Annotated in this window: 19 protein-coding genes and 1 pseudogene; 17 read left to right on the top strand and 3 right to left on the bottom strand. The window is 36.1% G+C overall.

Annotated features, from left to right (window positions below; all coding sequences use genetic code 11):
• Positions 1 to 228: 228 nt before the first annotated feature.
• Both MHI22_RS16085 and MHI22_RS16080 read right to left on the bottom strand, forming a co-directional pair.
• Entirely contained in the window at positions 229 to 426 is a 198-nt protein-coding gene (locus MHI22_RS16085) for a hypothetical protein (RefSeq protein WP_036119346.1), read from the bottom strand.
• A gap of 9 nt (positions 427 to 435) precedes the next feature.
• Positions 436 to 1,134 carry a hypothetical protein gene (locus tag MHI22_RS16080; RefSeq protein WP_271911971.1) on the bottom strand — a complete coding sequence of 233 codons (699 nt, stop codon included), beginning with the start codon at positions 1,132 to 1,134 and terminating at the stop codon, positions 436 to 438.
• A gap of 368 nt (positions 1,135 to 1,502) precedes the next feature.
• Here MHI22_RS16080 and rpsR point away from each other — a divergent pair.
• The 6 genes and pseudogenes from rpsR (at position 1,503) to MHI22_RS16050 (ending at position 8,309) form a co-directional block, all read left to right on the top strand.
• Positions 1,503 to 1,719, top strand: a pseudogene (gene rpsR / locus MHI22_RS16075) (30S ribosomal protein S18).
• 317 nt (positions 1,720 to 2,036) lie between these two features.
• Positions 2,037 to 2,978 carry a YybS family protein gene (locus tag MHI22_RS16070; protein WP_271911969.1) on the top strand — a complete coding sequence of 314 codons (942 nt, stop codon included), beginning with the start codon at positions 2,037 to 2,039 and terminating at the stop codon, positions 2,976 to 2,978.
• 13 nt (positions 2,979 to 2,991) lie between these two features.
• The gene (locus MHI22_RS16065; protein ID WP_036119352.1) at positions 2,992 to 4,962 is read left to right on the top strand and encodes a DHH family phosphoesterase; all 1,971 of its coding nucleotides are present in this window, start codon (positions 2,992 to 2,994) and stop codon (positions 4,960 to 4,962) included.
• Positions 4,962 to 5,408 carry a 50S ribosomal protein L9 gene (rplI, locus tag MHI22_RS16060; RefSeq protein WP_036119355.1) on the top strand — a complete coding sequence of 149 codons (447 nt, stop codon included), beginning with the start codon at positions 4,962 to 4,964 and terminating at the stop codon, positions 5,406 to 5,408. The genes MHI22_RS16065 and rplI overlap by 1 nt, the downstream gene beginning before the upstream one ends.
• Positions 5,409 to 5,421: 13 nt before the next feature.
• The gene (dnaB, locus tag MHI22_RS16055) at positions 5,422 to 6,783 is read left to right on the top strand and encodes a replicative DNA helicase (protein ID WP_036119357.1); all 1,362 of its coding nucleotides are present in this window, start codon (positions 5,422 to 5,424) and stop codon (positions 6,781 to 6,783) included.
• A 236-nt stretch (positions 6,784 to 7,019) separates the two neighbouring features.
• Entirely contained in the window at positions 7,020 to 8,309 is a 1,290-nt protein-coding gene (locus MHI22_RS16050) for an adenylosuccinate synthase (protein ID WP_036119360.1), read from the top strand.
• Positions 8,310 to 8,358: 49 nt separating this feature from the next.
• On the opposite strand, the gene MHI22_RS16045 is transcribed toward MHI22_RS16050, so the two are convergent.
• Positions 8,359 to 9,198 (bottom strand): YitT family protein, encoded by an 840-nt coding sequence (locus MHI22_RS16045; RefSeq protein WP_423791722.1) that lies wholly within the window; start codon positions 9,196 to 9,198, stop codon positions 8,359 to 8,361.
• A 427-nt stretch (positions 9,199 to 9,625) separates the two neighbouring features.
• Here MHI22_RS16045 and MHI22_RS16040 point away from each other — a divergent pair, with 427 nt between their 5' ends.
• The 11 genes from MHI22_RS16040 (at position 9,626) to MHI22_RS15990 (ending at position 21,985) form a co-directional block, all read left to right on the top strand.
• Positions 9,626 to 11,089, top strand: coding sequence for a M23 family metallopeptidase (locus MHI22_RS16040; protein WP_058844077.1), 1,464 nt, complete (start codon positions 9,626 to 9,628; stop codon positions 11,087 to 11,089).
• 214 nt (positions 11,090 to 11,303) lie between these two features.
• Positions 11,304 to 12,017: a response regulator YycF gene (gene yycF / locus MHI22_RS16035; protein WP_036077923.1), complete on the top strand. Its 714-nt coding sequence runs from the start codon at positions 11,304 to 11,306 to the stop codon at positions 12,015 to 12,017.
• A gap of 5 nt (positions 12,018 to 12,022) precedes the next feature.
• Complete coding sequence (gene walK, locus MHI22_RS16030) at positions 12,023 to 13,888, top strand: cell wall metabolism sensor histidine kinase WalK (protein ID WP_058844079.1); 1,866 nt, start codon at positions 12,023 to 12,025, stop codon at positions 13,886 to 13,888.
• Complete coding sequence (locus MHI22_RS16025) at positions 13,885 to 15,210, top strand: YycH family regulatory protein (protein ID WP_170829855.1); 1,326 nt, start codon at positions 13,885 to 13,887, stop codon at positions 15,208 to 15,210. The genes walK and MHI22_RS16025 overlap by 4 nt, the downstream gene beginning before the upstream one ends.
• A complete protein-coding gene (locus MHI22_RS16020) occupies positions 15,197 to 16,018 on the top strand; it encodes a two-component system regulatory protein YycI (RefSeq protein ID WP_036119375.1) in 822 nt (273 codons plus the stop codon). The genes MHI22_RS16025 and MHI22_RS16020 overlap by 14 nt, the downstream gene beginning before the upstream one ends.
• Positions 16,018 to 16,806 carry an MBL fold metallo-hydrolase gene (locus tag MHI22_RS16015; RefSeq protein ID WP_036119378.1) on the top strand — a complete coding sequence of 263 codons (789 nt, stop codon included), beginning with the start codon at positions 16,018 to 16,020 and terminating at the stop codon, positions 16,804 to 16,806. The genes MHI22_RS16020 and MHI22_RS16015 overlap by 1 nt, the downstream gene beginning before the upstream one ends.
• 166 nt (positions 16,807 to 16,972) lie before the next feature.
• Positions 16,973 to 18,271: a S1C family serine protease gene (locus tag MHI22_RS16010; protein WP_036119381.1), complete on the top strand. Its 1,299-nt coding sequence runs from the start codon at positions 16,973 to 16,975 to the stop codon at positions 18,269 to 18,271.
• Between the two features lie 244 nt (positions 18,272 to 18,515).
• Entirely contained in the window at positions 18,516 to 18,680 is a 165-nt protein-coding gene (locus tag MHI22_RS16005) for a CxxH/CxxC protein (protein ID WP_036119384.1), read from the top strand.
• A 90-nt stretch (positions 18,681 to 18,770) separates the two neighbouring features.
• Positions 18,771 to 19,250: a 23S rRNA (pseudouridine(1915)-N(3))-methyltransferase RlmH gene (gene rlmH, locus MHI22_RS16000; RefSeq protein WP_036119387.1), complete on the top strand. Its 480-nt coding sequence runs from the start codon at positions 18,771 to 18,773 to the stop codon at positions 19,248 to 19,250.
• Positions 19,251 to 19,352: 102 nt separating this feature from the next.
• Positions 19,353 to 20,849 (top strand): type I restriction-modification system subunit M, encoded by a 1,497-nt coding sequence (locus MHI22_RS15995; RefSeq protein WP_340812379.1) that lies wholly within the window; start codon positions 19,353 to 19,355, stop codon positions 20,847 to 20,849.
• Complete coding sequence (locus MHI22_RS15990) at positions 20,846 to 21,985, top strand: restriction endonuclease subunit S (protein WP_340812378.1); 1,140 nt, start codon at positions 20,846 to 20,848, stop codon at positions 21,983 to 21,985. Before MHI22_RS15995 ends, MHI22_RS15990 begins: the two co-directional genes overlap by 4 nt.
• Positions 21,986 to 21,999: the final 14 nt, after the last annotated feature.

Genomic DNA, 21,999 nt, shown 5'->3' with positions numbered 1-21,999 from the left:
TAAACTTTCTAAATATATTTTTCTATGAAAAGATATAGCTGGAGGACATATTTACTAAGCAGTTTTATAAACTGAAATTAGAAGGAACAAGTCGGAATTTATTTTCGAACGCTTAGACAAAATAAAATTGTATTCTTTTACCTCTTGTTTAAAATCATCCTCAGTAAAAAAGAGCAGTCAAAGTTGACTACTCCTTAATACCACGGCTTTATTCATTTGATAAATATATTACTCTCTTTTTGCATCTAATCGCCGACGAAATACTAAAGCCGAGACAGCGAAAATAACGAAAGCTAATGTTGAAGCAGCCGTAACCATCTGTAACACAATTCCTATTGGAGATTTGAACAACAAGGCGACCGAGATGATTAAAACGGCACCAGTTAAACCCATTCCTAAAATCGAGATTGCCAAAACCTTATTCATCTAATCACCTCACAGGTAGTTGAAACAAGCTACCGCTCCAGCAATACCCCCTGCACCAATAACAGCATATGCTCCAATACATGCAGCACAGATTGGAGCAGTTACTGGTGTCGGTGCTGCACACGAACCGCCACACGCAACCGCAATAATATAAGCCACCGTACCACCGACACCAAGTACTGCTCCAAGACAACTTGCCACTGCTCCTATACCCATCGGTTGAATCATAGATGGCTCTTCTGCAAGTAATTCTTCATCCGTCATATAAGCAATCCCAGTATCCTGAGATTTAACAAGTGTTCCATTCAAATACGTCGAAACCTGGAAGTTTCCTAGCTCATTCTGGGTAACCAGCATTTCATTTGTCTGCAATACATTATGATCCTCATCTAAGAATACCGTTATATTACTAGGAAGGCTATAATCCCCATGCAAAGGAACTGTAACCGCCGTAACTCCACCACCAACAGTGTACACACTCGAACCTTCCAAATCAAATGCAGACACAGGAGCTACATTCTCAACTTTCCCCTTCTCGACTGCACGAAGCGTTGTATTAACCAGTTCCTTAGCAAGTTTGCCGGTAACTACAACAATACTCGGAGCATCCTCAGCTTGCACAGAAACATCTTTAGCTGGAGACAAACCTAAACAAAAAACAGTAAAGATCATTAATACTGGCAAATACATTTTTTTTGCCATCGACATAATAAAACCTCCCATTTTTAGTATTTTGTTACAAATTATTGATTCTACACCAAATCTAAATTTCCTTCTTTTTGGTAATTAATATATTTATCTGCAACAAAAAAGTAGACATTATTTTTTTGAGTTGATAACTCGTGCAATTAACACTTAACAGCCCTTGAGATTGCATCAAATACAGGATAGCTCTGCCTAATTCTGTATCTAACATGATTCTATCCCTCAAGGGCTTTTTGTGTTTAAAATACAAAGAAGAAAGGAGGGATTGGTCTAGAATAATAAAACTCAGATTATACATGTTTTTTTGTTTGATAGTGTTATCAATTGAATACACAAGGATTACATACTGTATGGTAAGAAGGAGACATACTATGGCACCACGTCACGGAGGCCGCAAAGTTTGCTACTGCACTTCAAACAATATTACGCACATCGACTATAAAGATGTGGATTTATTAAAAAAATCCATCTCTGAGTGAGGTAAAATTTTACCACGTCGCGTAACTGGCACTAGCGCTAAGATTAACTTCAGCTATCAAAGTATCTCGTATCATGGGATTACTTTCATTCGTAGCAGAAGATAAATAAGATTGATGACGTTAAGGTAACGGACCTTACATCAACTTAAAAACCAGCATATTACGATATTCGAATCAGTATATGCTGGTTTTTTGTTATAGGTAAAAGTCATTTTTTCAAGCCTAATATACGTTTTCTCTTCATGGACCATTGAATTTGCACCAGTAATGTACCAAAGTATTTTATAAGCAAGCGCAATAATACTAAACAAGAATGATAAAATTAATGGCAATGCATATAGTGATCTAAGTGATTTTTGTTCAATACTATGAAAAAATGGTACAATAAAGGGTAGTAAGTTTGACTGAAAAAAAGGAAGGTTTTCAATGCCGAATAATCAAACAAAAGCGCTTGTACAAGGCTCAATGATGGTTGCACTTTTTACAATATTAATGCTGATTTCTGCATATGTACCATTCATCTTTATAGTAGCTTTATTATTCGCTCCTCTACCGATTGCTTGGTATAGTGCAAATTACAAGCGTTCCTCATCAATACTCGTCGCAATAGTAGGCTGTATCCTAACCACTATCACGAGTGGAATAACCATGCTACCGTTTGCCTTTATTTTAGGGCTATTAGGTGTCATTATGGGTAATGCAATTTATCTGAAGAAAAGTAAGCTCTATTTATTTATGTCAACAGGGATTGCTAATCTAATCTCCATGGCAATGGTTTATCTTGCCTATGTAAAACTTGCAGGAATTGACTTCATTAGCATGAGTTTAGAAATGGTTCGTAAAAATTATGAACAATCTAATGAATTTGCAAAAAGTGTAACGGGGCAAGTAGCTTTACAACCAGAACAGCTTGAGGCGATGCTTAAAACAATCGAGCTGACGATGCCTGCAACGATAACAATATCAGCATTTTTTGCTGCATTTATTATCATCACGTTAAATTTACCAGCTTTAAAACGACTAGGAGTAGATGTACCGAAGTTTGCTCCGTTCCAAAATATGAGATTACCACGCTCTATTTTATGGTATTACATGATTGTTTTATGCATTAATCTGTTTATGCGTCCAGAGGCTGGTTCCACGTTAGATATAATTGTATTAAATGTTTCTTATATTTTATGGATTTTACTCATTCTACAAGGGATATCTTTTATCCATTATTTCATTTCTAAAAAGGGCATGCCAACGGGAGTAAAATGGGTAGCTACCGTATTAGCTATTCCGTTATCATCCTTCATGATTTTACTTGGTATTGTTGATTTAGGTTTTGACGTACGTGCACTTGTAAAGGGGAAAACTAAAGAATAAGGGGCTGATTGTAATGGGGACTTTTAGAAAACGACCAATTCGCTATCCGCTTTTTGTTCTTTCCATATTTGGAATTGTGACGTTCGTGCTTCTATGTATTTGGAATATCGGGATAGGTATCGGTTATGGGGTAGGTTTTATTTTATTAATGGCCTACACATGGAAGGTAGAAAAGATTGCTTTTGAAGAAACTGAAAAGCATATTGAATCCATTTCCTTCCGAATGAAAAAAGTAGGCGAAGAGGCATTGCTTGAAATGCCTATCGGGATATTGCTCGTTAACGAGCAATATGAAATCGAATGGTCGAATCCATATATGCAAGGTATCTTAAATATGGAATCATTAGTGGGAGAAGGTATTGTCGATATATCTGACGACATCTATGTATTAATGAAGACCGAGGAAACAAACGAGGCTACGATTACACTAAGTGATCGGAAATATCGTGTGTATTATAAAAAAGAGGAACGATTACTATACTTCTTTGATATAACAGAACAGATTGCCATTGAAAAGCAATACTATGCAGATCGTACAGTTATTGCTATCTTATTTGTCGACAATTATGATGAAATCACACAAGCTATGGACGACCAACCACGAAGTTTAACAAATACGATGGTTACGTCAATTGTCAATGAATGGGCTGCTGAGCATGGTGTATTTGTCAAACGAATATCATCAGATCGTTTTTTAGCGGTACTAAACGAATCTATTTTAACAGAGCTTGAAAAGAAAAAATTTGCTATTTTAGATACTATTCGAGAAAAAACAGCTCAGAAAAATTTATCATTAACATTAAGTATTGGTGTAGGGGCTGGATCATCATCACTAGTAGAGCTTGGTGAATTGGCACAATCGAGTCTAGATCTTGTATTAGGACGTGGCGGTGACCAAGTGGCGATCAAACAACCTACTGGAAAGCTTAAATTTTACGGTGGGAAAACGAATCCAGTTGAAAAGCGTACACGAGTTAGAGCTCGCGTCATTTCACACGCATTGCGTGATTTAATTCAAGACAGTGACCAAGTGTTTGTTATGGGACATAAAAATCCTGATATGGATTCCATAGGTGCATCTGTCGGTGTACGAAAAATGGCTCAGATGAATGATGTAAAAGGCTATGTCATTATAAACTTTGATGAATTAAATGGTAGTGTGACACGACTCATGAATGAAATTGAGAGTAAATCCGATTTCTATGAAAATTTCCTAACACCTGAGGAAGCTGCTGGGAAAATGACAGAAAAATCATTGCTCGTGATCGTAGATACTCATAAACCGAATTTAGTCATCGATGAACACTTATTGAAGCTAGCTGAAAAGGTTGTCGTAATCGACCACCATCGTCGAAGTGAGGACTTTATAGAAAATCCTACACTTGTTTATATGGAACCATATGCATCATCGACGGCTGAGTTAGTGACAGAGTTACTAGAATATCAGCCGAAGCGTGCAAAGATCAATATGCTAGAGGCTACTGCGTTACTGGCAGGCATTATTGTCGATACCAAAAGCTTTACACTTCGAACAGGAGCACGTACATTTGAAGCGGCTTCTTATTTACGAACGAATGGTGCTGATACAATATTGGTGCAGCGTCTTTTAAAAGAAGATGTGGACACCTATATTGAGCGCTCCAAAATTGTGCAAACCGTGCAATTTGTAAAACCTGGAGTAGCTATTGCTGTAGGAGAGGAATCGAAAGTGTATGACTCTGTTTTAATTGCACAAACAGCAGATATTTTACTAACCATGAAGGATGTTAGTGCATCCTTTGTCATTGCACATCGAGCAGATGGAAAAATTGGTATAAGTGCACGATCTCTAGGGGAGGTCAATGTACAGCTCATCATGGAAAGGCTTGGCGGCGGTGGACATTTAACGAATGCTGCCTGTCAAATAGAGGCTAAATCCATTGATGGTGTGAAAAAACATTTAGAAGAGGCCATAAATGAGGTCTTTGAAGGGAGTTCTGACTAATGAAAGTAGTATTTTTAAAAGACGTTAAAGGAAAAGGAAAAAAAGGTGAAATTAAAAATGTAGCTGATGGCTATGCACAAAATTTCCTGATTAAAAATGGCTATGCTGCTGAAGCAAATGCTCAAGCACTGAGTCAATTAGATGGACAAAAAAAATTAGAAGCTAAAAATGCAGCAGCTGAATTAGCTGAAGCACAAGCATTAAAAGAGAAATTAGAAGCGTTAACAGTTGAGGTAAAAGCAAAATCAGGTGAAGGTGGCCGCTTATTCGGCTCAGTATCAACAAAGCAAATTGCTGATGCATTACAAAAAGTACATGGCATTAAAATTGATAAACGTAAAATGACTTTACCTGATGGCATTCGTGCTCTTGGCTTTACAAATGTTCCTGTAAAATTGCACCATGAAGTATCAGCAACGTTAAAAGTACATGTAACGGAAGAATAAGGAGCGACGATCCATGAGTGAACCGATGATGGACCGCGTTCCACCGCATAACCGGGAGGCGGAGCAATCGGTTATCGGTGCAATATTTCTTGAACCACAGGCGTTAATAACAGCATCCGAAATTTTATTGGTGGATGATTTTTATTTAAATGCCCATAAGAAAATTTTCGAAACGATGCTACGCTTGAGTGATCAAGGAAAAGCGATAGATGTTGTAACAGTTACAGAAGAGTTATCAGCTAAAAAAGAGATTGAAGATGTTGGCGGGCTATCTTATTTACTAGAGCTCGCCAATGCTGTCCCTACAGCTGCTAATGTCGCACATTACGCCAAAATCGTTGAGGAAAAGGCGCTATTACGTCGATTGATTCGTGTAGCTACGAAAATCGTTGAGGACGGCTACACACGTGAGGACGAGGTAGAGGCATTATTAGGCGAAGCAGAGAAGAAAATGATGGAGGTTGCCAATCGAAAGAATGCTGGTGACTTTAAGCATGTTAAAGATGTGCTAGTGGAAACATTCGATAATATTGAGAAACTTCAATCACAAAAGGGAGATGTAACGGGTATACCGACAGGCTTCCGTGATTTAGACAATATTACGGCGGGCTTCCAGCGCAATGATTTAATTATTGTAGCAGCACGTCCTTCTGTAGGGAAAACGGCCTTTGCGTTGAATGTGGCGCAAAGTGTCGCCGTACAAGCGCGTGAGAATGTGGCAATATTTTCTTTAGAGATGGGTGCAGAGCAACTTGTCATGCGTATGCTTTGCGCAGAAGGCAATATTGATGCACAAGTTTTACGTACAGGTGCTTTAACTACGGATGATTGGGGTAAACTAACTATGGCAATGGGTAGTTTATCGAATTCAGGAATTTTTATTGATGATACACCAGGTGTACGAATCAATGAAATTCGTGCGAAATGTCGACGTTTAGCACAGGAAAATGGACTCGGAATGATCTTAATCGATTATTTACAGTTAATTCAAGGTAGTGGCAAACCGGGAGAAAACCGTCAGCAAGAAGTATCGGAGATTTCACGTTCCTTAAAGGGACTAGCCCGTGAATTAAAGGTTCCTGTTATTGCACTATCACAGCTATCTCGTGGGGTTGAGCAGCGACAGGATAAACGACCAATGATGAGTGACTTACGTGAATCGGGAAGTATTGAGCAAGATGCTGATATTGTTGCCTTTTTATATCGTGATGACTATTACGATAAAGAATCTGAGAGTAAAAATATGATCGAAATTATTATTGCAAAACAGCGTAATGGTCCAACAGGAACCGTTACACTGGCCTTTAAAAAGGAATTCAATAAGTTCATTAATGTGGATTGGTCTCAAATGCCACCACCACCGCCACGTGATTAGTCGTTATTCAGATAAGTTGCCTCTTAAGTAATGCAATATTACCCATAGATTAAATTAATCTGAATGTTCGATAATATTCATATCATTCTGTTATTAAACACGAACGTTAAATCAGATTTTTTGATTTTATGTTCGTGTTTTTTCACTATTTTTTATTGACGGGGCGTTTCTATCATTGTTACAATGATTGAGGCTTGAAAATTGAGATACAAAGGTATCTAACGGAGGTGCTGATTATGACATCAGTAGTAGTTGTAGGAACACAGTGGGGAGACGAAGGGAAAGGTAAAATTACAGATTTCCTTTCGCAAAAAGCCGATGCAATCGCTCGCTTTGCAGGTGGAGATAATGCAGGACATACCATTAAAATTGATGGTGAAACATACAAACTACATTTAATTCCATCAGGGATCTTCTATAAAGAAAAAACTTCAGTAATTGGTAATGGATTAGTTGTCAATCCAAAGTCATTAGTAACAGAGCTTAAAGGTTTACAGGAGCGCGGCATTAATACAGATAATCTACGTATTTCTAATCGTGCACATGTTATTTTGCCTTATCATATTAAGCAAGATATTGCAGATGAAGAAAGTCGTGGCGATAATAAAATCGGCACAACTTGTAAAGGGATTGGACCTTGCTATCAAGATAAAGTAGCGCGTATTGGAATCCGTATGGCTGATTTACTTGATAAGGAAATCTTTGAAGAAAAACTACGTCATAATTTAGCCATTAAAAATAAATTATTTGAGAAATTCTATGAAGTTGAAGGCGTAACATTCGAAGAAATTTTCGAGGAATACTATGGCTATGGACAAGAAATCGCAAAATATGTAGCAGATACATCTAAAATCTTAAATGATGTCCTTGATGAAGGCGGCAAAGTGTTGTTTGAAGGTGCACAAGGAATTTTACTTGATGTCGATCAAGGTACGTATCCATATGTAACATCTTCAAATCCAGTTGCAGGTGGTGTAGCGATTGGAGCAGGTGTTGGTCCATCACGTGTGACAAGTGTTATTGGCGTATCGAAGGCCTATACATCTCGTGTAGGAGATGGTCCTTTCCCAACAGAATTATTTGATGAAGTGGGTCAACAAATTCGTGAGGTTGGTCGCGAATACGGTACAACAACAGGTCGTCCACGTCGTGTAGGTTGGTTCGATACAGTCGTTGTTCGTCATTCACGTCGTGTAAGTGGAATTACACATCTTGCACTTAACTCTATTGACGTTTTATCTGGTTTAGAAACAGTAAAAATCTGTACAGCATATAACTATAAAGGTGAAACAATTACGGAGTATCCAGCAAATCTTCATATTATTGAACAATGTGAGCCGATCTATGAAGAGCTTCCAGGCTGGTCAGAGGATGTAACGAGCTGCCGCACTTTAGAAGAGCTACCTGAAAACGCACGACGCTATGTAGAGCGCATCAGTGAGTTAACTGGCATTCAAATTGCTACTTTCTCAGTGGGACCTGCTCGTGAGCAAACAAATGTTTTAGTGGATGTTTGGGAAGCCTAATAAAGTAAAATAAATTGAAATGGGCGTGCCATATGAGGTACGCCCATTTTTAGTGAATATCCCTTTTCTTAAAGCGACCGCCTTTTACCTCGGCGATATTACCGATGGCTAAAAATGCATTGTCATCAATTTCTGCAACAATTGATTTTAACTTCGCTTCTTCTAAACGAGTAATAACGGTAAAGATAACTTTCTTATCGTTCCCCGTATAAGCCCCCTCCCCATGAAGGAAGGTAACACCACGACCAAGTCGATCCATAATCGTTTGTCCAATTTCATCAATTTCATCACTTATGATATAAACCGATTTTGATTCTTCTAATCCTTGAATAACAATATCAATCATTTTATAGGCAATATAGTATGCAATGATGGAGTACATGGCCTGCTCCCAATTAAAAACAAAACCTGCCACTGCAAAAATAATGACGTTGAAGATCATAATGATTTCCCCGACTGAAAACGGTGTCTTGCTATTAAATAAGATGGCTAATATTTCAGTTCCATCCAATGAACCACCATAACGAATGACAATACCGACACCAACGCCTAAAATCATTCCACCAAAAACTGTAGCCAATAGTGTGTCTTCCGTAAATGGATGTATGTTATGTAAGGCAAGTGTTGCTAACGAAAGTACAGTAATACCGAGCCCTGTAGAAATAGCAAAGGTTTTCCCAATTTGTTTATAGCCTAAAAAAATAAAAGGTAAGTTTAAAATGAAGATGAAAATACCAAGGGGTAAATTTAATAAATGAGATGTGATAATGGAAACGCCTACGATGCCTCCATCCATGATGTGGTTAGGTACTAAAAATAGCTCCAAGCCCAATGCCATTATTATTGCACCTAGCGGAACCATAATAATCCTAAGAAAAATTTTACGCATATTATTTTTCTGCATTCTCAACATTTTTGTTGAGATCTCAGAGGTTTGTGAATCACTCAATTTAATCGCTCCAATCAAATAATGTATTTTCTTTTATAGTTTATCGGAATATTAAAAAAGTAAAAAGTATTAAGTCGAAATTCACTTGAAAAAATTTAGAGATTAATATACCAATGGCTCAATATAGTTTATTTTATCCTTCTATAGGCAGGTGTTTTTTATAACCTAATATATGAATAAAAATACAGTAATTACTAACTATATAAAATTTATTCTATGTAACAATTAGTAGATAAATAATACATTTACATTACAAAAGGGTGAAATCATTCAAACGCCATTTTCTTTATGGTAAATTATAAGGGTGCAAAAAATCCTTGTGGGTAAATCATCCTACTATAGGGTAAAGTTGGAAGGGGCTTTATTGATGAATTCGTTTTGGAAAAGAAAAGAAGAAAACAATAGATTCACCTACAATTTTTCTTCTTTTAAAAAGGCTTCAATCGTTGCAGTTTTAATGACCAGCCTAACGATTAATATGGGTTTTGCTAAGGAATATAATAAAGAAAACTTAAATAAAATTTTCCACGTTTATGTGGGAAATGAATATATTGGTGCAGTATCTGATGAGAAAGCTATTCAAGAAATTATTGCCTCAAAGGAAAAAGTAGCGAGTCAGCAATTCAAAGGATTATCGATTGATGCTAGTTCAGCTGTTAAAATAATCCCAGAGCAAGTATTTGCGAATGAAACAAAAGATGCGGAAACGTTATCCAAACTTGAGCAATCTTTAGTAGCAAAATCCGATGCTTTTACATTATTAGTTGATCATAAACCAGTTGTATCATTAGAGAATACAGAGGCTTATGAAAAGACTGTCCAATTGTTAAAGCTACAATATGTTTCTCAGCAAGAATTAGATAAACTTGCTGAAACCCAGCAAGCTATTAACAATTTACCTGAATTACAAAATGGTGAATCTCGTCTATTAGATATTTCGTTTAAACAGGGAGTTTCGGGATTGTCGCAAAAAGTTACACCGACTGAAATTGTATCGCCTGAGCAAGCGGTAAAATATTTAATGACAGGCTATCTTGAGCAAGAGACATATAACATTCAATCAGGTGATGTGTTAGGGTCGGTTGCTAAAAAACACAATTTAACAACAAGCGAACTATTAGCATTGAATCCTGACATTACAGTGGATACAGTTTTACAAATTGGACAAGCACTAAATGTTACAGTGGCAAAACCGTTTGTAACACTTGAAGTGAAAAAAGAAAAGAAAGTTGCAGATGAAATTCCATTTAAAAAAGTGGTCAAAGAAGACCCTACAATGTATAAAGGCGAAAAAGTAATTAAACAAGAAGGCGCTAATGGAAAAAAAGAAACAACCTATGCATTAACGTCTGAAAATGGAGCACAAACTTCAAAAGTTGCATTAGCAGAAAAAGTTATTCAACAACCAGTAGATCAAATTGAAGTAGTTGGTACAAAGGTAATTTCTTCACGAGGAACTGGTGAATTTGCATGGCCAGCAGTAGGAGGCTATATTTCAAGTGGCATGGGTGAACGTTGGGGAGCCTTCCATCGAGGTATTGATATCGCTCGTCCAAGTAACTACAATATTTTAGCTGCTGATAATGGCGTAGTTGTTGCAGCTGGTACTTCAGGCAGCTATGGTAATCGCATTGTTATCAATCACAATAATGGCTATACGACACTTTATGGGCACCTATCTTCAATTAATGTTGAAGTGGGCCAAGTAGTGGAAAAGGGTTCTGTAATTGGAATAATGGGTTCTACTGGAAATTCGACAGGTACACATTTACACTTTGAAGTTGAAAAGAACGGTTCATTAGAGAATCCGTTATCTTATGTAGGTCGATAAACATGTGGAATAGAAGGCAGTCCAAATGGTGGGCTGTCTTTTTTCAATTATTTCCCGAGAAATAATTGTTGGAATATATCATTTTCTGTCACTGTATAAGATGGATTGAATATCGATTAATGCATAGAACTCGAAAGCATGATAGAGTTAAGAGTAGTGAATTTACAAATACACATTGTTTAAGAATAGATAAAAAGCGAAAGGGAGAGAATGAATGAACAAAACCATTTTAGTTGTTGACGATGAAAAACCAATCGCAGATATTTTGCAATTTAATTTGATAAAAGAAGGCTATAAAGTTATTTGTGCTTATGATGGTGATGAGGCATTAAAAAAAGTAGAGGAAGAGCAACCAGATTTAATGCTTTTAGATATCATGCTACCAAAGCGCGATGGAATGGAAGTGTGTAGAGAAGTACGTAAAAAATACGATTTCCCTATTATTATGCTAACTGCTAAGGGCTCTGAGATTGATAAAGTATTAGGATTAGAGATGGGCGCAGATGATTATGTCACAAAGCCATTTAGTACACGAGAGCTGATTGCACGTGTGAAGGCTAATATGCGCCGTCTACAAGTTGTTGCTCCTGCAGCAGAAGAGGCTGAGGAAGAGTCTAATGAGATTGTTGTGGGATCTCTTGTTATCCAACCAGATGCTTATTTAGTAATGAAGCGTGATGAAGCAATTGAACTGACACATCGTGAATTTGAATTACTTCATTATTTAGGAAAACATATTGGTCAGGTCATGACACGAGAGCACTTACTACAAACAGTATGGGGCTATGATTACTTTGGTGATGTACGAACAGTTGACGTAACAATTCGTCGTTTACGGGAAAAAATTGAGGATAATCCTAGTCATCCCGCTTGGATCGTTACACGACGTGGTGTAGGTTATTATTTACGAAATCCTGAACAGGAGTAATAGGAATGCAGAAAGTGAGCTTCTTTAAATCCATTCATGTCAAACTAGTGCTGATTTATATTTTATTAATATTGCTTGCCTTACAAATTATCGGTATCTATTTCGCTCGTGAATTAGAACGAAATTTGAAGAGCAACTTCCAAGATTCCATTTTTCAGCGTGTCGACTTGATGCAATATAGTATTCGTGAAGAAATATTAAAGGAACGCGATGAAAGCATGCCTAAATTAGAAGAAAGTCTAAAATCCATTGTGATGGAGTTTTCTACTGGTTTAAAGGATGTTTCGAATGGAGATATTTTAGAAATTCGTGTTATTGATGATAGACAAAGAATTCTTGCCACATCGGAGCTTGAAAATCAAAATTTAATCGGACAACGTTCTAATACGGATCTAGTGCGTCGAGCCATATCTGCTGAAACACTCTTTGACATCATTAAACTAGACAATAAAACGAGAAATCGAGTGTGGGTATTAGCGAATCCGATTAGAGCTGGTGCAGGACCAGACGATGAAATTATCGGTGTTCTCTATATTGAAGCTAATATTGAATCCGTTTTTGAACAAATGAATGACATTAACCGAATTTTCCTTGGTGGTACGGCTATGTCCTTAGTTATTACCATCTTCTTAGGTATTCTTGTTGCACGAACGATTACACAGCCAATTGCTGATATGCGAAAGCAGGCTCAGGCGATGGCAAAGGGGAACTATTCTCGGAAAGTACGAGTATACGGTACGGATGAAATAGGACAGCTAGCCATTACCTTTAATCATTTAACCAATCGTTTACAAGAAGCACAATCGACAACAGAAGCCGAACGTCGAAAGCTAGATTCGGTTCTGACTAATATGACAGATGGCGTTATCGCGACCGATCGCAAAGGACGTATAATTCTGATTAATGACCCTGCACTAGAATTACTGCATATTTCAAGAGATATTACATTAGGGCGTCCTATCGCCTCTGTATTGGGAATTGATCAGGAATATGGCTTTGAAGACTTAATTCATATGAATGATGCGATCAATTTAAACTTTAGTACAGCCGATGCACCTTATATACTTCGTGCTAATTTCTCTGTTATTCAAAAAGAGACTGGTTTTATTAACGGTCTAATTACTGTACTACACGATATAACAGAGCAGGAAAAGATTGAAATGGATCGTCGAGAATTTGTATCGAATGTATCACATGAGTTAAGAACGCCGTTAACAACGATGAATAGTTATTTAGAGGCACTAGCAGATGGGGCATGGAAAGATGAAAATATTGCTCCGACATTTTTAAATGTGACACAAACCGAAACAGAGCGAATGATTCGTCTAGTGAATGATTTATTACAATTATCAAGAATGGATAGTTCGGATTATGAGTTGAATAAAGATATTGTGTTATTCAATTCATTCTTTAACCGTATTATCGACCGATTTGAAATGTCTAAATCGGATAAAGTCCAGTTTGAACGATTATTCCCTGAAACATCCTTCTATGTAGAAATTGATACGGATAAGGTGACACAAGTCATCGATAATATCATTTCGAATGCCATTAAATATTCACCAGATGGCGGTAATATTCGCTTTGGCTTTACTGGACAAGAGGACATGCTGAAGGTCATGATTTCTGATGATGGCATGGGTATTCCTAAAGAAAATGTAGGGCGTATTTTCGATCGTTTCTATCGTGTGGATCGTGCACGTGCTCGTTCTATGGGAGGAACAGGTTTAGGATTAGCTATTGCGCGGGAAATGATTGAAGCTCACGGTGGGAAGATTTGGGCTGAAAGTGAGGAAGGACACGGTACAACGATTTTCTTCACATTACCATATGATGCAGATGAATTTGGTGAGGCAGGTGAGTGGGAATGAAATATATAGAGCCAGTTAAATCTGTTGTATTATTTCTACTTGTCATGTTAAGTGTGGTCTTAACTTTTTTGATTTGGACCTACACACCTGATTATAAATTTATTGAAAAAACAACAGGAGAGGAAATTCTCATTAAGCCACAAAAGGATATGGAGGATATTATTCGTCCGTATAAGGCTATTTTCCGTTCCGATGAAGAATTTACAGGTACAGTATCTAATGCTGCAATGAAAGATATGATGAAGACTTTTAAAGGCTGGAATATTCTTGACCTAGTACCTGTTAACAATAATCTATCTCCAAACTATGTGAATCAAATTATTAGTGCAGATAATCGGATGACCATCTTCTTTACTGGTGAAATTCCGTTTTCAGCCTTTAATACGATCTTTCAGTTTACGGACAAGGAATTACCCGAAACAACGTTCAATCGTATGATTATCGATTGGAGTAATTATAATAGCAAGGATCTAATGCTTTATTATATTAGCAGCAATAACCAATCATTATTCCGTTCACATGTCAGTGTGCCAAACGTAAATCAGTTTATCAAAGAAGTCATAGAGCCTGCGAAAAAATATGAAGCTTTTAAAGAAGTTGAGCGCGAAGGCCAGACATCTCTTTATGTAGCTAGTAATAAAATGGAATCTGTAAAATTTACGTACTATATTGAAGAAATCACACCAGAATTATTTAAAAATGTGTTATTCCCAGAACCAAATATTGTCCAGCGTAATGTTGAAAGTGCATCCTCTGAAAAATATACAGATGGTATGTCCTTAATGACATTAGATACAAATCTCAAATCATTAAACTATGTTTATCCAGCGGCAGAAAGCAGTATACGAATTGAGCCATCGAAGCTTCTTAAAGATAGCTTTGAATTTATCAATGAACATGGAGGATTTACAGCAGATTTTCGTTATGCTTCAACGAGCATCAATAAAAATCAAATGGATTATCAATTATACTTACAAGGTTTACCTGTCTATAGCAATCATGTCATTACTCGAATGACGACAATTTGGGGAGATAGCCGGATTTTCCATTATAAGCGTCCATACTTTTCATTAGATATGGATATTGAAGCAGAGAAGGAAATTAAAGAACTACCTTCTGGTACAGAGATTGCTGAGAGATTAAAAAATGCTAATAACATTGCCTTATCAGATATTGAGGAACTTGTATTGGGCTATTATTTAACGCAAAATCAAGAACTGAATATCTTTACATTTGAACCTTGTTGGTTTGTTATTCGTAATGGTACATGGATTAAACTGACGCCTGAAGTTTTAGGAGGTGTTAAAAATGGATTGGAATAGAACAAAATCTATTTTTATATTCGTTTTTTTAATTCTCAACATCTTCTTATATACACTTTATGTAAATCGCTATAATGAAGCAAAAGATATTGAAGTACCTGGTGAAAAAACGATCGAAGCTCGTTTAAAAGATGATAATATTACGTATGGCTCATTACCAAATAATATTGAATCGGCCTCTTATATTACAGCCCAAGTACATAAATTCACAAAGGCTGAATTTAAAGATACTAATCAACAGGTCACCCCTACGGATGACAATACAAAGGCTCGTGCTATTTTCATGAAGCCTGTTAAATTACGTAATGTGAATGATGATGCAAGCTTTACAGATTTTGTTCTAGCCAATGTCAATGAAGGAGCATCGTATGCTTTATGGAAAATAGATCGAGAAGAACGCGTCGCTGTTTTTTTCCAAAAGACGAATAATCGAATGTTCTATTATAATGGTTCATTAAAAATAAAATGGAATACAAATGACGAAGTAATAATGTATGAACAAACAATGATTGATAATATTGAAGAAATGGAGCAGCAGGAAACGGTTATTCCACCACTTCAAATTATTCAAACATTGTATGCAAAAGGACCGCTCAAACCAGACTCGCGCATTACACAAATGAAGTTAGGTTACTCCACGCTCGTTAAATTAACGCGTACACAGGTACTGGTGCCAACGTGGGAGGTTCAAGTGAAATTACCTGATGGAGGAAAAGAGGAGTACTTTGTCAATGCAGTAGAAGGTAAAGTCATTGAAATCCAGGAGGACAAGCAGGAGAGCGGAGAAGAAGACTGGGGAGTTGAATAATGCGATTTAGTGTTTTAGCAAGTGGCAGTACAGGAAATTCGATTTATGTAGAGAATGACGACCATGCTTTTATTGTCGATGCGGGACTTAGTGGGAAAAAGATGGAGCAGCTCTTTACAAAAATCGACCGTAATATGAAGCAGCTTAGTGGCATTTTTGTTACACATGAGCATAGTGATCATATTAAGGGAATTGGTGTACTGGCACGAAAATATAGTGTACCAATTTATGCAAACGCCAAAACATGGCAGGCAATGGATGGGCTAGTTGGTGATATTCCTGTAGAACAGCGTTTTGAATTTGAAATGGATACAGTGAAGTATTTTGGTTCTTTAGCTGTTGAGTCCTTTGCCGTTTCACATGATGCAGCAGATCCAATGTTCTACACTTTCCATGAGAATGATCGCAAGCTGGTCATTATTACAGATACCGGCTATGTCAGTGATCGTATGAAAGGGATTATCCGTGGAGCAGATTCCTTTGTTTTTGAAAGTAATCATGATGTCAACATGCTTCAAATGGGACGTTATCCTTGGTCCATTAAACGTCGTATATTAAGTGATGTAGGACATGTGTCTAATGAGGATGCAGCTATCGCAATGAGTGAAGTTGTATTTGATAAGACGACCAATATTTATCTTTCGCATTTAAGTAAAGATAATAATATGAAAGAGTTGGCACGCATGAGTGTCTCTCAAACTTTGCAATCTTGTGGCATCCTTGTCGGTGAGCATGTTCATCTCTTTGATACAGATGCAGAAGAACCAACAAAATTAGTCACGGTTTAATCATAAGCTATTTAGGCAAAACTTGGAGCTGTTCAAGGCATTTAAAAAAATGCTTTGGGCAGCTATTTTTATGCCCATTTTATTTGTTTTTCATCTGATTTTAATGTTTGAATTGTAAGATTAGGGTAACAATTAACAAATAGCACTAAAGGAAAGGATGAGGAACTTGAGTTATTTCCAAGATGATGATAAAAACAGTGATTTCTTAAAAAATGATGAAGTACCGAAATCACCTCTTCAAGAAAGATTAGAGCGTGAGGAGCAAGAAATGCAAGCCAAGCGGCATAAAAAGAAAGGCGGTGGCGGAGGAAAGGGAGGCTATTTCTTTAGTGGTCTTATCGGTGTGATTATAGGTGCTTTACTTGTATGGCTTATGTTACCTGGACTAGTCAATCAAATGCCTGGGACAACATCAAGTGGTACAGGAAAAAATAACACAACGATTAACCAAGTTGCGACAGAGATAACAACCGATGTGACATCCGCAGTAGATAAAGCTTCAGCAGCCGTTGTGGGTATTACGAATATTCAAGAAATAACGAGTGGAGGTTTTTGGAGTCCACCATCAACAACGACAAAAGAAGCAGGAAGCGGTTCAGGTGTTGTTTATAAAATTGAAGGAGATAAAGCCTTTATCGTCACAAACAACCATGTGATTGAAGGTGCAAAACAGTTAGAGGTCACAATGCCAGACGGAACGAAAGAACCAGCTCAATTAGTAGGTCATGATGTTTGGACAGACCTTGCTGTTATTTCTATTAGCGCTAAAAATGTAAAAACAGTTGCGACATTCGGTAATTCTGATGTATTAAAACAAGGCGAAACAGTTATTGCAATTGGGAATCCCCTTGGCTTAGATTTCTACGGCTCAGTTACAACAGGTGTAGTTTCTGGGAAAGACCGTTCTGTACCAGTAGACTTAAATGGTGATGGTACGGAAGATTGGCAACAAGAAGTATTACAAACAGATGCTGCAATTAACCCAGGAAATAGTGGGGGAGCCCTTGTCAACTTAGCTGGAGAATTAGTAGGGATTAACTCCATGAAAATCGCTCAATCCTCCGTGGAAGGTTTAGGATTCTCTATTCCCATTAATTCAGCTATTCCAATTATCGAGGAATTAGAGAAAAATGGTGAAATGAAACGTCCAACAATGGGAGTGTCACTAGCAGATCTAACAGATGTCCCATCATTCTATCAGCAACAAACATTAAAATTACCTGCAGAGGTGACAACAGGTGTTGTTGTAACAGATGTCATGAATAATTCAGCTGCATCAAAAGCAGGTGTTCAACAATATGATGTTATTGTGGAAATGGATGGTCAAAAGATCGAAACAACTATTGATTTACGCAAGCATTTATATAATGAGAAAAAAATTGGTGATAAACTAACATTAAAAGTTTACCGTCAAGGTAAATTAGTCGAGCTATCACTAACATTAACAAACGGTAATACATTGTAAAGAATCGGAAGAGCGATGGAGATATAACAATTCTCCATCGTTTTTTTTGCGAGGATGAAGAAAGGCTTTTATGAAATATTGTGGATAACTAGAAAATTGTGAATACTATTTCTGTACAAGTAAACGTGAGAAGAAGGCACTTCTTCCATACATGCCATTCCTTTGTTACAATAGGTTGTGGATAACATAGACTGATTTGTGAATAAGTTTGTGGAAATTTCGGAAAATAAGGAGACGTAAAATAATGGAAAAATACAGCTGTGAAAGCCATATAGAACACGCTTTAGACATGTTTGTAGCAGAGCAAAAAGTGTTCCCAATTATGGATAAAATCGAAGAGGATAAAAAGTTATCCACAAAGTGTAGCTACTGTGAACAGCCAGCAGAATATATTGTATCAAGTAAATAACTTTACACAATATATAGAAGTGACTTGTGGATATGTTGATAACTTTTGTGGATAATTTGTTTGTAAATGAATTGTAAAGGTGGATAACGTGTGAATATAACGATTGTATCAGTCGGCAAACTAAAAGAAAAGTACTTAAAAATGGGCATCGATGAGTACGTAAAGCGACTTGGCGGCTATGCAAAAATGGATTTGATTGAAGTACCAGACGAAAAGGCACCTGAACAACTAAGTGAAGCCGAAATGGACATCGTCAAGAAAAAGGAGGGCGAACGCATACTAGCCAAAATAAGCCCAGATGCCTACGTCATCGCCCTAGCCATCAACGGCAAAATGAAAACCTCCGAACAAATGGCAGCCGATATCGAATCCCTCATGACCTACGGCAAAAGCAAAATCACCTTCGTCATCGGCGGCTCCCTCGGCCTACATGATGACGTACTAAAACGTTCAGATGAACAACAATCTTTCGGTAAAATGACGCTCCCTCACCAGCTCATGAAGCTCGTGCTAGTCGAGCAGGTTTATCGGAGTTTTAGGATTATGAAGGGTGAACCGTACCATAAGTAAGTGCGGTTTTTAAATCCTGTCAAATGGTTTTTTTCCAGTTGACAGGATTTTTTATGTGGGTTACTCTAATATAAGAACATGTGTTCAAAGGAGGAGATTTAATTGTTAAAGAAAGATTTGGAAATTGAAACAGAATTATTTACTGTAGCAAATAAATTAAGAGGAAAAATAGCCCCAGCTGAATATAAGTATTATGTGTTACCAATGGTTTTTTTAAGACATTTGACACTTAAATATGAGTTACGCGTAAAACAAATTCGTGAAGAGTACCCAGAAAATGATTTAATATTAGAAGAGAAAGAGAAATATGCGGAAGTAGATGTTTTTTATGTCCCACTTGAGGCAAGATGGGAATATCTAAAATCGTTTGTTAAAACCGACATAATAAAAGATAAAATTGATAATGCCATGGAGTTATTAGAAAAGGAACATGAGAAATTAAAAGGAGTGCTTCCTAAAATATATGTTAATTCAAATATTCCAAGTGATGTAATATCAGATTTAATTTTATTATTCTCGCATGAAAAATTTAATAACTTAGAAGAGAATACTATTGATTCATTAGGTAGAATTTATGAGTATTTTATCGGCAATTTTGCTTCTACTGAAGGAAACAGAGGTGGAGAATTTTTTACTCCATCACCAATAGTGAGACTACTAGTCTCGATGTTGGAACCAATTGAAGGTTCAGTTTATGATCCGGCATGCGGAACAGGTGGAATGTTTATTCAATCTCATATGTATAAAGATAAAAAAATAAAGTATTTTGGTCAAGAACAAAATTCTTTAACAATTAATTTGGCAAAAATGAATAGTATTTTACATGGTATATATCCGGATATTCAGCAAGGAGATACATTATTAAACGATTTATTCCCAAATTTAAAAGCAGATTATATTATTACAAATCCTCCTTTTAATATGAAAGATTGGGGAGCTGAATATATTTCAGAAAATGATCCACGTTTAATTGGAGGCGTTAATAAAAATAACGCAAATTATATGTGGATCCAACATATTTTATATCATTTGAACGAAAATGGAACAGCAGGATTTGTAATTGCAAATGGTGCATTGACAAGTAGTCAAAGTTCAGATAAAGAAGTTAGGAAGTATTTAATAGAAAACGAACTGATAGATTGTGTCGTACAACTTCCAGACAAAATGTTTTTTGGGACAGCGATTCCAAGTGCATTAATATTCATTAGTAAATCTAGAAAAGGTGATAAGAATACTAGAATAAGAAATAACGAAATCTTATTTTTAGACGTCTCAAGTTTAGGTGAGTTTGTTAGTAAGAAACATAAAGTTTTAAAAGATGAAGAGATAAGTAAAATTAGTGAAATATATAAAACCTTTAAAGAGGATAACAAGGAATTATTAGAAGTAGGTTTGTTTAAGATCGTCTCTAATGAAGAAGTTATAAATAATGATTATAAATTAATTCCTAGTTTATATGTTGGTGTTCCTGAAGAAAACCTTTCAGTTAAAGATTATGAAGGAGAAATTTCTAGGTTGGCTAAGGATCTTGAAAAAAAATTTGCTGATGCAGATAAACTAAGTGGTTTAATTATAAAAAATTTAGGTGATTATTTATGAGAAAAATTTATAAGTTGAGTGAAATAGCATCAATTTATAGTGGAATAACGCCTTCTACTAAGAATGAAGATTATTATAAAGATGGTAGTATTTCCTGGATAACACCAAAGGACTTATCAAATTACACTTCAAAGTATATTGTTAAAGGTGAAAGAAGTGTTACAGAAAAAGCACTAAAAGAAACAACTTTGAAAGTGCTCCCTAAGGATACAGTCTTATTGTCATCAAGGGCTCCAATAGGTTACGTAGCGATAGCAGCTAATGAATTGACAACAAACCAAGGCTTTAAATGTTTTGTATGCAATGAAAAAATAATTAAACCAGATTATTTATATTATTTCTTGAAATCCAAAAAAGATTATATTGAAACTTTTGCTAATGGTACAACATTTAAGGAACTATCTTTAACAGCAGCAAAGAACTTAGAAATATTATTACCTTCTATTGAAGAGCAAGAAGAAATAATTAATAAATTGAATAATATTGATAAACTTTTGGAAATAAATAATAAGATAAAAAAAGACCTTATTTCAATGGGGGAAAATTATTACCAAATGTATATTCAAACAAAACAAACACAAGAGTTTGAAATTGGAAATGTAGTGGATATACTAGGTGGGGGTACTCCTAACACTCAAGTACAAGAGTATTGGATTAATGGTGATATCCTATGGTATACGCCAACAGATGTTTCAAGAGATGAAGGTATATTTTTAATTAATTCTAGTCGTAAAATAACGAAGTATGGGCTAGATAATAGTTCAGCAAAAATTATACCAGTTAAAAGTTTAATGATAACGAGTAGGGCAACTATAGGAGAAATAGGAATTAATCTTGAAGAAGCTACTACAAATCAAGGTTTTATAAATATCGTAGCAAATTCTAAAGTACCTTTATCATATTTGTATTTTTGGGCAAAAACCAACAAATGGAAGTTTATTTCTATTTCAAATGGAAGCACATTTAAAGAGATTAATAAAAAAGACTTCAAAAAAATACCGATAATGATTCCGGTAGAGTTTAATGAATTTATTAATTGGATGAATCCAATATTTGAAAAGGTTGAAAATATTGCATTACAAAATGCTCAATTAAAAGAGTTGAAGGATTTACTTATAAAAAAGTTAATAGTCTAATATTAAAATACCAA

Source organism: Lysinibacillus sp. FSL L8-0312, assembly GCF_038003285.1.
Taxonomy (GTDB): domain Bacteria; phylum Bacillota; class Bacilli; order Bacillales_A; family Planococcaceae; genus Lysinibacillus; species Lysinibacillus fusiformis_D.
This window is presented reverse-complemented; position numbering and strand designations above follow the sequence as displayed.